This is a genomic window from Bradyrhizobium brasilense, assembly GCF_029714345.1.
In the GTDB taxonomy this organism is placed as follows: Bacteria; Pseudomonadota; Alphaproteobacteria; order Rhizobiales; family Xanthobacteraceae; genus Bradyrhizobium; species Bradyrhizobium australafricanum.
Window position 1 is genome coordinate 3,966,512 of record NZ_CP121669.1, and the last position, 14,902, is coordinate 3,981,413.

Annotated in this window: 13 protein-coding genes and 1 tRNA gene; 8 read left to right on the plus strand and 6 right to left on the minus strand. The window is 62.1% G+C overall.

What is annotated here, in order from left to right; translation table 11 throughout:
* Window positions 1–94 precede the first annotated feature (94 nt).
* From QA635_RS18500 to QA635_RS18510, 3 genes are all read left to right on the plus strand, one after another.
* Window positions 95–1,327: an acyl-CoA dehydrogenase family protein gene (locus tag QA635_RS18500; protein ID WP_225646145.1), complete on the plus strand. Its 1,233-nt coding sequence runs from the start codon at window positions 95–97 to the stop codon at window positions 1,325–1,327.
* A 135-nt stretch (window positions 1,328–1,462) separates the two neighbouring features.
* Window positions 1,463–2,521, plus strand: a complete 1,059-nt coding sequence (locus QA635_RS18505; protein ID WP_283070870.1) for a phosphotransferase family protein — start codon at window positions 1,463–1,465, stop codon at window positions 2,519–2,521.
* 425 nt (window positions 2,522–2,946) lie between these two features.
* Window positions 2,947–3,861 (plus strand): DMT family transporter, encoded by a 915-nt coding sequence (locus QA635_RS18510; RefSeq protein ID WP_092082390.1) that lies wholly within the window; start codon window positions 2,947–2,949, stop codon window positions 3,859–3,861.
* 32 nt (window positions 3,862–3,893) lie between these two features.
* On the opposite strand, the gene argE is transcribed toward QA635_RS18510, so the two are convergent.
* The 3 genes from argE to QA635_RS18525 all read right to left on the minus strand — a co-directional run bounded on the left by argE (window position 3,894) and on the right by QA635_RS18525 (window position 8,104).
* Window positions 3,894–5,063, minus strand: a complete 1,170-nt coding sequence (gene argE, locus QA635_RS18515) for an acetylornithine deacetylase (protein WP_283070872.1) — start codon at window positions 5,061–5,063, stop codon at window positions 3,894–3,896.
* A 585-nt stretch (window positions 5,064–5,648) separates the two neighbouring features.
* A complete protein-coding gene (locus QA635_RS18520; RefSeq protein ID WP_283071706.1) occupies window positions 5,649–6,893 on the minus strand; it encodes an IS4 family transposase in 1,245 nt (414 codons plus the stop codon).
* Window positions 6,894–7,318: 425 nt separating this feature from the next.
* Complete coding sequence (locus tag QA635_RS18525; protein ID WP_283070874.1) at window positions 7,319–8,104, minus strand: SDR family NAD(P)-dependent oxidoreductase; 786 nt, start codon at window positions 8,102–8,104, stop codon at window positions 7,319–7,321.
* 152 nt (window positions 8,105–8,256) lie between these two features.
* Between QA635_RS18525 and QA635_RS18530 the strand changes: the two genes are divergently transcribed.
* Window positions 8,257–8,964 (plus strand): histidine phosphatase family protein, encoded by a 708-nt coding sequence (locus tag QA635_RS18530; protein WP_283070876.1) that lies wholly within the window; start codon window positions 8,257–8,259, stop codon window positions 8,962–8,964.
* Window positions 8,965–9,103: 139 nt separating this feature from the next.
* Window positions 9,104–9,871 carry an SDR family NAD(P)-dependent oxidoreductase gene (locus tag QA635_RS18535; protein ID WP_026192903.1) on the plus strand — a complete coding sequence of 256 codons (768 nt, stop codon included), beginning with the start codon at window positions 9,104–9,106 and terminating at the stop codon, window positions 9,869–9,871.
* Window positions 9,872–9,987: 116 nt separating this feature from the next.
* Here the strand turns inward: QA635_RS18535 and QA635_RS18540 are convergent, their stop codons facing one another.
* Window positions 9,988–11,211 carry a serine hydrolase domain-containing protein gene (locus QA635_RS18540; RefSeq protein ID WP_283070877.1) on the minus strand — a complete coding sequence of 408 codons (1,224 nt, stop codon included), beginning with the start codon at window positions 11,209–11,211 and terminating at the stop codon, window positions 9,988–9,990.
* Window positions 11,212–11,380: 169 nt separating this feature from the next.
* Between QA635_RS18540 and QA635_RS18545 the strand changes: the two genes are divergently transcribed.
* Window positions 11,381–11,456 (plus strand) — tRNA-Trp (locus QA635_RS18545).
* A gap of 74 nt (window positions 11,457–11,530) precedes the next feature.
* Here QA635_RS18545 and QA635_RS18550 read toward each other — a convergent pair.
* Both QA635_RS18550 and QA635_RS18555 read right to left on the minus strand, forming a co-directional pair.
* Window positions 11,531–12,565 carry a tyrosine-type recombinase/integrase gene (locus QA635_RS18550; protein ID WP_283070879.1) on the minus strand — a complete coding sequence of 345 codons (1,035 nt, stop codon included), beginning with the start codon at window positions 12,563–12,565 and terminating at the stop codon, window positions 11,531–11,533.
* A gap of 225 nt (window positions 12,566–12,790) precedes the next feature.
* Window positions 12,791–13,414, minus strand: coding sequence for a hypothetical protein (locus QA635_RS18555; protein ID WP_283070880.1), 624 nt, complete (start codon window positions 13,412–13,414; stop codon window positions 12,791–12,793).
* A gap of 109 nt (window positions 13,415–13,523) precedes the next feature.
* On the opposite strand from QA635_RS18555, the gene QA635_RS18560 reads away from it, so the two are divergent.
* A complete protein-coding gene (locus tag QA635_RS18560) occupies window positions 13,524–13,718 on the plus strand; it encodes a helix-turn-helix domain-containing protein (protein ID WP_283070882.1) in 195 nt (64 codons plus the stop codon).
* A gap of 354 nt (window positions 13,719–14,072) precedes the next feature.
* On the plus strand, window positions 14,073–14,630 hold the full coding sequence (locus QA635_RS18565; protein WP_283070884.1) for a hypothetical protein: 558 nt from the start codon (window positions 14,073–14,075) through the stop codon (window positions 14,628–14,630).
* Window positions 14,631–14,902: the final 272 nt, after the last annotated feature.

The following is a 14,902-nucleotide window of genomic DNA, read 5'->3' on the forward strand; positions in this document are numbered from 1 at the left end:
CCGCGGAGGCGGGGACAACAATGTCGGCAAATGGCTACGGCCGAGGTCATCGGCCCAGGTCAGCGGCCCAAGTCTAGGAAACGAGGAGCGTCCCATGGATTTCACGATGTCGGCCAGGCAGAAGGAATGGCTGGAGCGCGTTCAGGCCTTCATGAAAACGCATGTTCGCCCGGCGGTGCCGATCTACGACAAGCAGGACGCCGAGGGCCCGCGCTGGAAGGTAATCCCGATCCTCGAGGACCTGAAGAAGAAGGCGAAGGCCGAAGGCCTCTGGAACATGTTCATGCCGCCGTCCTCGCATGAGGACGATGAATTCCATGGCGCGGGATTGACCAATCTCGAATACGCGCTGCTGTCGGAGGAGATGGGCCGCATCTCCTGGGCTTCGGAAGTGTTCAACTGCTCCGCCCCCGATACCGGCAACATGGAAGTGTTCATCCGCTACGGCACCAAGGAGCAGAAGCGCAAATGGCTGCGCCCGCTGATGGACGGCGAGATCCGCTCCGCCTTCCTGATGACCGAGCCGGCGGTCGCTTCCTCCGACGCCACCAACATCGAGACCCGGATCGAGAAGGACGGCGATCACTACGTCATCAACGGCCGCAAATGGTGGTCGTCGGGCGTCGGTGATCCCCGCTGCAAGATCGCAATCCTGATGGGCAAGACCGACTTCAACGCCGCCAAGCATCAGCAGCAGTCGCAGATCCTGGTGCCGCTCGACACCCCCGGCATCAAGGTCGAGAAGATGCTGCCGGTGTTCGGCTTCGACGATGCGCCGCACGGCCACGCCCAGGTGCTGCTCGAGAACGTCCGGGTGCCGAAGGAAAACATCCTGCTCGGCGAAGGCCGCGGCTTCGAGATCGCGCAGGGCCGTCTCGGTCCGGGCCGCATCCATCACTGCATGCGCACCATCGGCCAGGCCGAGGAGGCGCTGGAGAAGATGGTGAAGCGGCTCGCCTCGCGCACCGCGTTCGGCAAGAAGATCATCGAGCATTCGGTCTGGGAGCAGCGCATCGGCGATGCCCGCACCGACATCGAGATGAACCGTCTGCTCTGCCTCAAGGCCGCCGACATGATGGACAAGGTCGGTAACAAGACCGCACAGGCCGAGATCGCGATGATCAAGGTCGCAGCTCCCAACATGGCGCTCAAGATCATCGACCAGGCGATCCAGGCCTTTGGCGGCGGCGGCGTCTCCGACGAAGCAGGGCTCGCCCGCGCCTATGCCCACATCCGCACGCTGCGCCTGGCGGACGGTCCGGACGAGGTGCACAATCGCGCCATTGCCAGGCTTGAACTTCGGAAGTATGCAAACACGTCGCACTGAGCATGATGCGGAACGCATGGCGTTCGCGCGCACATCGTGCTCAGAACGAAAAAGAGAGATCAGGCTGGCGTGCCAGCCTGATTGAGGGAGCGCCCCGACGCGCTCCTTGAAAAATCGAGTTGAGGGAGCGTCATCGTGGCGGACGGCGTCAGGAAAGACGAAGAATTTTCCGGCACAAGGGAAGTCGAGGAGCGCCATCGTATCAACGAGGCCAGTCTCGACGCCTGGATGAGGGAACACGTCGAAGGCTATCAGGGTCCGCTCACGGTCCTGCAGTTCAAGGGTGGCCAGTCCAACCCGACCTACAAGCTCGAGACCCCCGGCCGCAACTATGTGATGCGGCGCAAGCCGTTCGGTAAATTGTTGCCGTCGGCGCATGCGGTCGATCGCGAGTTCCGCGTGATCGCGGCGCTTGGGAAGCAGAATTTCCCGGTCGCGAAAGCCTACGCGCTGTGCACCGACGACGCCGTGATCGGCTCGGCCTTCTACATCATGTCGATGGAGGAGGGGCGGGTGTTCTGGGATCCGACGCTGCCGAGCCAGGAGCCCGACGCGCGCCGCAAGATCTTCGCCAGCAAGATCGAGACGCTGGCCAAGCTTCATCTGTTCAATCCCGAGACGATCGGCCTCGGCGATTTCGGCAAGCCCGGCAATTATTTTGCACGGCAGGTCGATCGCTGGACCAAGCAGTACCGCGCCTCCGAAACCCAGCACATTCCCGAATTCGAGAAGCTCGCCGAGTGGCTGCCGAAAACCGTTCCGGAGCAGAAGCGCGTCTCGATCGTTCATGGCGACTATCGCCTCGACAACATGATCTTCCACGCCACCGAGCCGCGGGTGCAGGCGGTGCTGGACTGGGAATTGTCGACGCTCGGCGATCCCATGGCCGACTTCACCTACCTCTTGATGCAGTGGACCATGCCGGGCCTCGTCAATGCCGATCTCAAGGCATTGAACATTCCGAGCCAGGATGAAGCGGCGCGGATCTATTGCGACGTGACCGGCATCCCGGTGCCGGACCTGAACTGGTATTTCTCCTACAATCTGTTCCGCCTTGCCGGCATCACGCAGGGCATCGCGGGGCGGGTCCGCGACGGCACCGCGTCGAATGCCAAGGCCCTCGAGTCGGCCAAGCGCACCGTGCCGCTGTCGCAGGCGTCATGGGAATACGCGCAGAAGGCCGGCGCAACCTGATCCGAGAAAGCGGCGCGATCCCGCAGGGTTCGCGCCGCTTTCTTTTTACCTCGCCCCGCTTGCGGGGAGAGGCATAGGCCGCCTGAGGCGGCCGTCTTCAAGAACGCCGAAGCGCAGCTTCCGCTGTGTCGCATCGCGAGATGCGATCCGGGTGAGGGGGACTCTCCGCGAGTTCATCTGTCACCGGGTTTGTCGAGATAGCCCCTCACTCACCCCAACCTTCTAAGAGCGAGCCGCGCTCGTCTTGACCCCGCAAGAGCGGGGCGAGGGAGCAGTAGGCCGATCGCGATTCCAAAGGCTCGCGCCGCCGCTGCAAGGTGCGGCATGTTTCCGCATTGTAGCCATCTGTGACTTGAGTTCGCGCTGCCGCTTTGGCAAGTCAGTCCGGTCAACGCCCGCCCTGGTCCTGATCGGACATTTTCATTTTGGCTCTTTCCTCCAATCTTCGCGGCAGCCTGTTCATGGCTGCGGCCATGGCCAGCTTCACGGTCAACGACACCATCACCAAGGCGGTGTCGGCGGAGCTCAACATCGGCGAGATCCTGCTGGTGCGCGGCCTGGTTGCGATGGTGCTGGTCGCGGCGCTCGCCTGGTACCGTGACGCGCTGCGCAGTTTCAGCGTGCTGCTGATCTGGCCGGTCGGGCTGCGCGTCCTTGGCGAGATCGGCGGCACGCTAACCTATCTCTCCGCGATCGCGCAGATCCCGCTCGCCAACGCCTCGGCGATCTTCCAGGCGCTGCCGCTGGTCATCACGCTCGGTGCGGCGCTGGTGTTCGGCGAGCCGGTCGGCTGGCGGCGCTGGCTTGCGATCGCGGCCGGCTTCATCGGCGTGCTTGTCATCGTTCGGCCCGGTGCGGAAGGCTTTAGCCAGGCTGCGCTCTTGGCGCTGGCGTCGGTCGGCTTCTGCGCGGTGCGCGATCTCGCCACCCGCCGTATCCCGAAAGAGCTGCCGACCGTGTTTATCACGCTGCTCACCACCGTGACCGTGACGACGGCGGGTGCTGTCGTCCTTGTCCCGCTCGGCGGCTGGCGGCCGCCGTCCGGCACCGCGCTCGGCCTGCTCATATTGGCCGCGGTCCTGATCTTGATCGGTTATCAGTGCATCATCGTGTCGCTGCGCACAGGCGACATCTCGGCGGTGGCGCCGTTCCGCTATACCGCGCTGCCGTGGGCGATGCTGACGGGCTATCTCGCCTTCGGCCACAAGCCCGACGGTCCAATGCTCGCGGGTGCCGCGATCATCGTGGCCTCCGGCCTCTATGCCTTCTACCGCGAGCGCAAGCGCGACAAGCTCCGTCCGGCCGCGACCGGACCGGGCCTGCCGCCGGATGGGCTGTGAGGCATCCGTGATCCTACGCAATCATTTGCAAATCACTTGGCGCAATGTGCGATCAGCCGTGCGACGAATGCGCCGCACGCTTCGAGCTGCGACATCTCGACGAACTCATCCGGGGTATGCGCCTGTGCGATCGAGCCGGGGCCGACCACCACGGACGGCACATCCGCCATGCTGACGAACAGGCTGGCCTCGGTGCCGAAGGCGACCTTGGCGTGGTCGTTGCGGCCGGCAAATTGCTTGGCGAGCGTGACGATCGCAGCGTCCGCCGCGGTGTCGAGCGCGGGGTAGTCGAGGATCTCCTCGAAGTCGATGCCGCAGTCCGGATGGCGCTTGCGCATGTCAGGCTCGATCTCGGCCTTGGCCCAGGCGATGATCGCGTCCGTCACCTCTCTCGACTCGGTGATGCCGATGCCGCGGCATTCGAATTCCACCACGCAACAGTCCGGCACGATGTTCAGCGCGGCGCCGCCATGCACGATGCTGGTGAGCAGGGTCGAGTGTGGGACATCGTAGAGGCTGCCTTGTTCGGCATCCGCGGCCAGCAGCACGGCGCGGCGGCGGATCTCAGTGATGAGGTCGGCGGCATATTCGATGGCGTTGACGCCGTCGGGCGCGATCGAGGAGTGGCGGGCAAGCCCGCGGAACGTGGCGCGCACGCCGTGCTTGCCCTTGTGCCCGATGATCACCTGCATCTGGGTCGGCTCGCCGACGAAACAGCCGAGCGGCTTGATCGGCTTGCGCGCGACATCGCGCAGCATCGGACGCACGCCGACGCAACCGATCTCCTCGTCATAGGAGATGGCAAGATTGATCGGCGTCTTCAGATCTGCCGCGAGCATCTCGGGAACCATCGCGAGGCAGACGGCGACAAAGCCCTTCATGTCGGTGGTGCCGCGGCCGTACAGCCGGCCATCGCGCTCGACGAGCTCGAACGGGTTGTGGCTCCAGTCCTGTCCCACAACCGGCACGACATCGGTATGCCCCGACAGCACCAGCCCGGCCTTGTCCTCGGGGCCGACAGTGACCCACAACGAGGATTTCTGCCCGGTTTCATCGACGATGCGTTGCCCCGTAAGGCCAAGCGAGGCGAGGTAGCGCTCGATGTAGTCGATCAGGGGCAGATTGCTGCGGTCGCTGACGGTGTCGAAGGCGACGAGGTCGGCCAATAGCTTGCGGATGCGGTCGGGACGTTGATTTTGCATTGCCTGTTCGTTTGCGAGGGATTGCGCGAGGAATTACGAGTGGGTGGGCGATCCTGCCAGCGAAGTATAACAGCTCGTTGGCCTGCCGAGGCCAAGCAATATTCGGACCGTTGCCGGCGGTTATTGGAGGTCCAGGCGTGTAGGATGGGTAGAGCGAAGCGAAACCCATCAAACATATCCGCGCGGTGAGATGATGGGTTTCGTGGAGCTATCATCGGGTCGCGCGCGTTGCGCGGACCTAGCGCGGAACGAAAGGCAAGACTCGGACGATTTATGTCGCGAGAATGCGAAACTGTTCCCCATTCTCGGCTGTCATCGCCCGGTTCTCGGACCGGGCGATCCGGTACGCCGCGGCCTCTCGGCTCAAGCGCAGACGTCTCTGGAATACTGGATCACCCGCATGCGTATGCGCAGGTGATGACACCGCATTGTTTGGCACCTTGAATGCGAACCATCTCCAGCGTCGTCCCGGCGAAGGCCGGGACCCATCACCACCAATGGTCATTGTTGCGCGACGTTGGAACGACGAGTCCCGCTCACAACCCCGGCTGCGGAGTATGGGTCCCTGCTTTCGCACTAGTGCATCTACACGTTTGTCGGGCCATTTGCGAGGATTTGGAAGCGGGCCATTCCGGTGTGGAAGGTGATTGGTCCAGGTGGACGGTGGGAGGCGTAGCCGGTCCATCCGCCGAGTTTTGCGATGATCCATGCCGCCCAAGCAAGAGTGTTGGGGCGATGGTGGTTTTTCTGAAGCTCGGTGCGACCTTTCATGGTTTTGTTGATGGCCCTGAGCGTCTCGATCTCTTCTGCGGTGAAGACAAATTCAGCCGGCAATTCTTCGCCACTGTTGCGGGCCTGAACGAGTTGAATGACGATACATGCCGCTCTGGTGGCGACCGCCACGAGCTTGATCAGGCCTTCGGCGCTCTCGATCTGACTATCCTCGATGCGCAAACCCTGGCTCTTCAGCGAGCGAAAGAGTTGCTCAATGATCCAGCGCTGGCGGTACCAGGAGACGATCTGCCAGGCGTCTTTAACGGTGGCGACCGTATGAGTGGTCAGGAGCAGCCAGCGAATGGGCTCCGCACCTCTCGGCGGATGCAACTCGACCACTTCTACGAAGCTGAGTTTGATGCCCTCCGCCAAGTCGGTGACGCCGGGCCTCTGCGGCCGCTTGAGCACGACGGTTCCGAAGCGCATCGAGAGATGGGCCTGCCGGCCGCGCCGATCCATTCGCTGCGGCAGATCGATCACCGCGTTGTCGCAGAAGCGGCTCCGCTCGACCGCCTGATAAAGTGTGTCGCCATCGACCAGCGCATGGTCGTGCATGGCACGCGACAGAAGATGGACATTCTCAGCTGGCGTCAGCGCCCAGTGAGCAAAGAAATCCCCCTCGCGGTCGTTGACGACGGTGATCATGCGGGCATCTGCCAGGACGTCGCGGCCTTGCTCGGCGGCCGTCACCCAGCGCGCCGACTCCTTGTCGGCCAAGGCGCGCCGCTCATGCGGGATTTTTACCTTGCCTTTGCGCGTCCAAACGTTGCCGCCAGTAAGGCCAAGACAGACCCCGCTGTCGGCATCCACCGCCATCATCGCATGCAACAGCACGCCGCGAGCATTGCCCTTGCCGACTTTGCCCAGCCCGCGCCGCCGTCCCGCCTGGGTCTGGAACTTGACCTCGCTCGTATCCTGGATCGCCAGCACATGACGCCCGCTGACCGCAGTCCGCGTCTGCGCGCTCCAGCCCTCAATCAATTTATCGATCGTGACTTGGGGGTTGTTCACAAACCGCCAGAACGCCATATTGGCAGCCCAATCGCCCCGGGCCATCTGGCGCAAGCAGACGCTGCGCGTGCAAAGCATAGCCCGGAGAAGCGTCGCCCCCTTTTGTCGAGACGAACGTCCCCGAACTCACCCAAAGACAAATCCGGCTGCATCGCTGGCGCTCCTTCGAATCAAAGCGCCCGTGAGAGAATCATACAACATGCTGCAGAGACGCCACTTCTTGCTGCACCGAGTCAATCTGTCGCGCCCCAAAACCGTGTAGAGACGCTAGTGCTTTCGCAGGGACGACGATTGTGGATGGAGGCCGTGCCACACATTCGCTGTCATCCTGGCGAAAGCCAGGACCCATGACCACAAATGGTCATTGTTGCACGTTGCTGGAACGACGAGTCCCTTTCACGACATCCGCCGCGGAGTATGGGTCCCGGCCTTCGCCGGGACGACGCTGGTGTATGCCGCGCCTGCCCTCGCTAGATCGGCTTGCCCGTATACGGCATCGATGCGGTGAGGCCGCCGTCGACCGGGATGGCCTGGCCGTTGACGTAGGACGCTTCGTCGCTTGCCAGGAACAATCCCATCGCGGCGAGCTCGTGCGGCTGGCCGGGACGCTTCAGCGGATTGAGCTGGCCGATCTTGTCCTGGGTGCCGCGCTCCTTGGCGCGATCGAACACCGGCTTGGTCATGCCGGTTTCGATCAGGCCCGGGCACACCGCATTGATGCGCACGCCGGTGCCGGAGAGCGAGTAGGCGGTGGTCTGCACCAGGCTGATGACGCCGGCCTTGCTCGCGCCGTAGGGATGTCCGCTGGCACCCGACTTCAGGCCCGCGACGGAAGCGGTGCAGACGATCGAGCCGGAACCTTGCTTCGTCATATGCGGAATCGAATGCTTGATCGCGAGGAACGGGCCGATCAGATTGACGCGCAGCACTTCCTGCCAATGCTCGACCGTCTGGTCGGCGAGCGGGACGAGGCCGCCGCTGACGCCGGCATTGGCCCAGATCGCATCGAGCTTGCCGTACTTCGAAACCGCCTTCTCGATGAAGGCCTTCACGTCGCTCTCCGAGCCGGCATCGGCGGTGACGGCCTCGACAGTGCCGCCGGCATCGCGCACCAGCTTGGCGGTCTCGTTGACGCCCTCGGTGCGATCGACCGCGATCAGCTTGGCGCCTTCCCTGGTGAACAGCAGCGAGGCGGCGCGGCCGATGCCGCTGCCAGCGCCGGTGATGATGACGGATTTGCCTTCGAGGCGGCCCATGAGTTTCTCCCTGTTCACGTGATTAGTTCGGGTGGTCCTTGGCGCGTCTGCCGCGCGACGGAATTCAAACAAAATTTCAAACGTCCGAAGCACTTGAGACGATGTGCGGCGTGACGTACAGCGAGACGGGACACTATTGAAGGGCTCATCCGATGTCCAATCCAGACAAGCCTGAGGTGACGGTGACGCGGTGGTGGTGGGTTCGTCACGCACCGGTACGCAGCGATGGCGGCAACATCTACGGACAAGAGGATATCGACTGCGACACCGGCGATGTCGAGGTGTTCGAGGCGGTCGCCAAGATGCTGCCGCGCAACGCGGTCTGGTATTCGAGCAATTTGAAGCGCACGCACAAGACCGCGGACGCGATCTGGGCTGCCGGGTTTCCAAAGCCGGAAAGCATGACGCAGGAACGCGACTTCGCCGAGCAGCATCTCGGCCAGTGGCAGGGCATGAACCGCGCCGCGTTTCTCGCCAGTCGTCCGCCGGGTACGGCCTGGTTCGCCGATGTCAACGATCCCGCGCCCGGCGGCGAGAGCTACATGGATCTCTACACCCGCGTCTGCCGCACCATTGTGCGGATCACCGCCGCGGAAGCGGGCAGGAATATCATCGCCGTCGGCCATGGCGGCGTGATCAAGGCCGCGGTCGGGCTGGCGCTCGGCGGCCAGCCGGACAGGGGGCTGTCGTTCGATATCGATAATGTCTCGGTGACGCGGCTCGATCACATCGCAAGCGCGGGCCTGTCGACCTGGCGCTTGCCGATGGTGAACCAGCAGCCCTGGATTGCCGATCCGCGCCACGCCGCGATGCATCAGCCATCCGGGCCTGAAGTCAGGCCGGCGAGCAAGCTTGCGTGATCGTCATTCCGGGATGGTCCGAAGGACCAGACCGCAGATGCGCAATTGCGCATCGGGGAATCTCGAGATTCCGGGTTCGACGCTGGTGCGTCGCCCCGGAATGACGCTAAGACGAACACTTAACATCAGGGAGAGAAACATGACCTTGTTCGACATGAAGGGAAAAGTCGCCGTCATCACCGGCTCGACGCGCGGCATCGGACGCGCGATCGCCGAGCGCATGGCCGAGCACGGCGCCAAGGTCGTGATCTCCTCGCGCAAGGCTGACGTCTGCGAGCAGGTGGCGAAGGAGATCAACGACAGCTACGGCAAGGGCACCGCGGTTGCGATCGCGGCCAACATCTCGTCGAAGGAAAACCTGCAGAACCTGGTCGACGAGAGCAACCGCGCCTTCGGCAAGATCGACGTGCTGGTCTGCAACGCCGCGTCCAATCCTTACTACGGTCCGCTCGCCGGCATCTCCGACGATCAGTTCCGCAAGATCCTCGACAACAACATCGTCGCCAACAACTGGCTCATCTCGATGGTGGTGCCGCAGATGATCGAGCGCAAGGACGGCTCGATCATCATCGTGTCCTCGATCGGCGGCCTGAAGGGCTCGACCATCCTCGGCGCCTACGCGATCTCCAAGGCCGCCGACATGCAGCTCGCACGCAACCTCGCCTGCGAATACGGCAAACACAATATCCGCGTGAACTGCATCGCGCCCGGCCTGATCAAGACCGACTTTGCGAAGGCGCTGTGGGACAATCCGGACAATCTGAAGGCCTCGACCGCGCGCTCGCCGCTGCTGCGGATCGGCGTGCCGGACGAGATCGCGGGCGCCGCCGTGATGATGGGCTCGCGCGCCGGCGACTTCATGACCGGCCAGACCATCGTGATCGACGGCGGCGCGACGATCAGCTGAGCATCACTCGTCATTCCGGGGCAGCCCGCAGGGCTGAACCCGGAATCTCGATGTTGTTGCGCGAGATTCCCCGATGCGCGATTGCGCATCTTAGGTTCGCGCCCCGGAATGACGGACTACTCCACCGCCGCGTACACCCCGTTGCGTACCAGCGAGCGGGTATATTCGCGCTGGCCCGGGCCCTGCATCATGAATACCGCGATCAGGTCTTCGCTCGGATCGATCCAGAAGAATGTGCCGGCCATGCCGCTCCAGAAATACTGGCCGACCGAGCCGGAGAACGGCGCGACGCCCTGCTGCATGCGCACGGCGAAGCCGAGGCCGAAACTGTGGCCGGGCGACACCAGCGTGCCCTGGATCTTCACGCCGGCGCCGAGGTGATCGGAGGCCATGAATTCGAGCGTCTTGCGGCCGATGATCCTGGTGCCGTCGAGCGAGCCGCCGTTCAGCAGCATCTGCGCGAAGCGGGCATAATCCATGGTGGTCGAAACCAGCCCGCCGCCGCCGGATTCCATCGCCGGCTTCTCCAGCATGTTGAACAGCTGCACCTTCTCGTTGGTCCAGGGATCGTTGGCAAACGCCTCGGCGAGGCGGCCGGCATTGGCTTCCGGGGTATGGAAGGCGGTTTCGGTCATCTGCAGCGGCGAGAGGATGTGCTCAGCGAGGTACGCGCCGAGCGTCTTGCCGCTGACGACCTCGATGATGCGGCCGAGGATGTCGGTGGAGCGGCTGTAGTTCCACTCGGCGCCGGGCTGGCAGACCAGCGGCATGCCGGCGAGCATGGTGGCGTGCTCGGCGTTGGTGATCTTGCGGCTGCGCAGCCGCGACTGCTGGTAGAGCTGCTGCACCGGGCCGTTGCCGGTGTGGTCATAAGTAAGCCCAGACGTGTGGCGAAGCAGGTCCTGGATCGTCATCTGCCGCTTCGCCGCGACCAGCTCGAGCTTGCCGTTGTTCTCGACGCCGACCTTGGTCTCGGCGAATTCGGGGATGAACTTCGCGACGGGGTCGTTGAGCAGGAAGTGGCCGTCCTCCAGCAGCTGCATGATGCCGACCGAGACGATCGGCTTGGTCATCGAGAAGATGCGGAAGATCGTGTCATGGGCCATCGGCGCCGAAGCGGTCGGGCTTTGCCGGCCGATCGCGTCGAACCAGCCGATCTGGCCGCGCCGCGCCACCAGCACCGTCACGCCGGGCACGGTTCCCTTGTCGACCTCGCGGCGGAAGGTGTCGGACATCGCCTGCAGCCGCACGCTCGACAGCCCGATCGATTCGGGCTTGGCGAGAGGGAGGGAGGCGGTGGTCGGGCTGGCGGCGTGCATGGTGGCGGTTTGGGCGTTCATGGTCTCTCCCTGGTTCTTGATTCTTGCGGCGAGGTGCCGACACGGGGTGATCGCCGAAGTCTGGCGCAGAAGTTTTGCAATGAACAGAAGCTTCACCGCTTCGCCCTTGCAAACCGGCCATGCCCTGTGCTTGAAACGGCGCGAACCGGCGGCGACGCGGGTTCCCTGCAGGAGTGTAGCTCAATTGGTAGAGCACCGGTCTCCAAAACCGGGGGTCGCAGGTTCGAGCCCTGCCACTCCTGCCAGCTAAATCAAGGGCTTATCCAAGAATATGCCTGAACAGAGGTCGAACGGGGACCCAAATGGGACCCAAGGCCATTCAGGACCCGTAAATCCCGGCTGACATGGCGTTGATGACCGAAGACACCGAAGTGTCAGCTGTCTGCGAGCGTTTCCGCTTGGCATAGTTGCGGAGCAGCACGGCCGGGTCGTCGCCGATCCGCTCGGCCACGGTGTGGACGGGTACCCCCTTGTCCAAGAGGAGCGTGGCGTGGGTGCCCCGTAGGTGATGGAACTCAAAGCCCTCGAAGCCGAGATCGTCCGCGGTGCGCCTGAATCGCTTGGAGAACGCGCTAGGGTCACGGGGGCGGGCGAACGAGAAGCTTTGACCGGCCGGCGGCATCCCGGGGAAGATCAGCGCGTCATCGGGCAAGCGGATGAGGCTGAGATCTACCACGGCGCCGTCTGGGACGCCCGCCATGAGGCGCTGATGCTTCTCCCGTTCGGCCAGAAGCAACGCCACTGTACCATCGTCCAAGGCGATCGTGCGCTTTCCTCGCCATGTCTTGGGCGGCTTATAGCGAGCTCCGAATTTTTTGGTGATCTCTAAGGCTCGCTCAACCTTCAGCGTCTTTAGGTCGGCGTCGAAATCAGTCCAGCGGAAGGCTAGCAGCTCGTTACGACGCACGCCAGTAGCGGCGTCCACCGCCACCGGGACGTACATTGTGACCGACCTCTTGAAACCGCATACCAAGGTCTTGAGCTCGCCCTCATCCAGCGCGAGCCCATGGTCGCTCTCACCGGCCGAGGGCAGCTGCTCGATGCGTGTCATCGGGTTGCTTGCGATCATTCCCTTACGCTCGGCCGTCGAAAGCGATGAGTTGAAGCAGCTGTGGACGTGGTTGACAGTCATTGGCGCCAATTTGGCCTCGAGCTCGGTGTAGAGCTTGTCGATGTCAGTTGCCTGCAGCTTCTGTAACAGCTTAGTGCCGAGCTTGGGCTTTACATGGACCCGCAGTAGTTCCTCATAGCGCTCCAGCGTACGCTGGCCAACCTTGACCTTTTTACGACCAGGGGCGCCGGCAGCAATCCACTGATCGATCCACTGCGCCACCGTGATCTTGCTTGGGTCCACATGCTCACCCGTATCGACTGCCGCGATGAGGGCCCTAATCTCCTTCCGGGCCGCGGCCCTAGTCCCGTGGAATACTTTCGAAAACCGCTTCCCATTCGCCCGCCAGCGGAGTCTGAAAATGTCGGTTCCCCGCTGGTCGATGCCCCCTTCGCCAAATGGGCGTCTAGATCTGGTCTGGTCTTTCAAGCTCTCCTCCACGCACCATGCCTCAAGTTGCCGTTTCCGCTAACTGCGTCGTTCGCCCCTGAAGAAGCGCAAGTAGCGTTCAGTGGAGTCAGATCGCATTTGCGTCATGCGTTGCTCAATTGCGCTCAAGGACTTGCCGTCTGCGATGTCGTTTAGATCTTCCGCGATGCACCACACGGCGAAGCCGGGAAGTTCAGCCTCGATCGTCATGTGATAGTGTTGAGAATGAGCCGCCTCACCGAAGGAACTGAATTCTGTCTTCTTACGGTTTGCAGACCTGAAAACCAATTGAGCGCGCTGGGCGGGGCGAACAACTGTGATCATCGAAATTCGTCTGGCCGTGCTCGTTTGAGCGAGAACCATCTCTAGGGCCTGGCCGAACTCAATCGAGCCGGTTAGGGAGCAGGATTGCTTCTCGGCGCGCGCGGTGCCCAGTCGCCGAACGGCGGAACCGATCTCGGCTAGGCTTTCAGTTGCCAACACAGACAATATGAGAAGACTCACGGCCGGCACCGAAATTTTCACGCCGCTGCCTGGTCCCCGTCCTTGAACCGCAACCAGGAGTCCTGATCGAATCAAAGATCTCTGTCGCTCGTAAAGCGCGTCCGGTGAAAGATTCAAATATTGAGCAAGTGTCGGCGCGTAGGATTTCAAACTGAACATGATTGACAAACACTAGACGAGATTAAAGGTGGTGTCCACCACTATTATCTTGCTGGATCGGCAGAGAGTGTGCCAAATGGTGTAAGTTTACACTAATTTGGAGCCTCCAATGCAAGACGGGTCAAAGGAAGACAAAAGACTTGTTTACGAGGTGCCGGAAGCCGGCGCGTTGCTGGGGTTGGGACGTAACGCCAGCTACGAAGCGGCAAAGCGCGGTGACATACCCACGATCCGCATAGGGAAGTTGATACGTGTCCCGAAGGCGGCGTTTGACCAGATGTTGGCGCGGGTGGGCGCCAAATGAGTAACCGAGAGGCCGCGGACGATTATGATCGTGTCGTTGTGGTGCTCAGCGACAATTGGCGCGTTATTGAGTGCCGGTATCAGATCCACTGGATTTTGCAGCGCCGCGGTTCGCCAGAAAAATCGCGAAAGGACGATTGGCGCGGTCGTTCCTTTTGTCGGACTTCCCAGGCGCTGCTTCGCGATATTCGCTACCACGCGGGCGCGGTGAACGCGCCCGCAATGCAGAAGCTAGCCGCTCTTCCCGATCGCCTTCCAGAAGTTCCCACCCCCTCGACATCACGGAGACCCCCGACCTCATCAGTGGGCTCTTCGCCGGTGGGTGCAGAGAGCGCTGTTAAATTGAACGACCGCTATGCGTAAAGCGTCCGGCGTAAGGTCGTCCGCCGAAGAGGATAAAAGTCACCTGAAACAATGGACCGGTAAAAAGCTTGATTGGTTGAATTGCGTAGCGGTCGACAGTCAAGTCAAGCCCGGCATGTTTGAGACGGCATTCACCATCATCCAACACGCAAATGCCAAGACTGGAATTGCAATACTGAGTGATCGGACGATTAGCGACAAGACGAGCATATCACCGGCCGAGGTATACAGGCACCGGGTCGCGCTTAAGAAGCTGGGCTGGATAAAATGGAGGCGAACGAGGACTGCGCTACTTATTGAGCCCCTGTTCGGTCGGATGGATCTAATGCTGGAAGAACTCGAACATCGACGCCAACAGCGCGAAGTGGAACGGATCGAGGGGCCTCTCAAACGAAAAAAGAGAATCATCGCCGGCGATAAATCAACAGCAGATCGGTTCATCGCCGGCGATCGATCTAGATTCATCGCCCGTGATGAAACAAGATCCATCGTGGGCGATGAACATACACCTTCACCGAACACGCTCAGTAGTACACGTTCAAGAATCTAGCCCGCAAGGAGGTGTTTGAGGGAGTCCTAGCTCGTGGAATTTGCCTTTCTCGCCAGGCAACAGTGTTGGGGATTCTGCGCGTCTTCAACTGGCATTCTCAACTGTCATTCAAGAGATAGCGGCGGCTCTATCATCACGGAGATGTTCATGTTGCGAACCCGCCATCGATTGTTCGATGACAGACGGTCCGATTGACGTTGGAATCCAACAAGCTAGAGGCAGGATCCTACTCGAGGGCATCTAGAGCGGGCTTAGGAGGCCGCGCAGAGCCG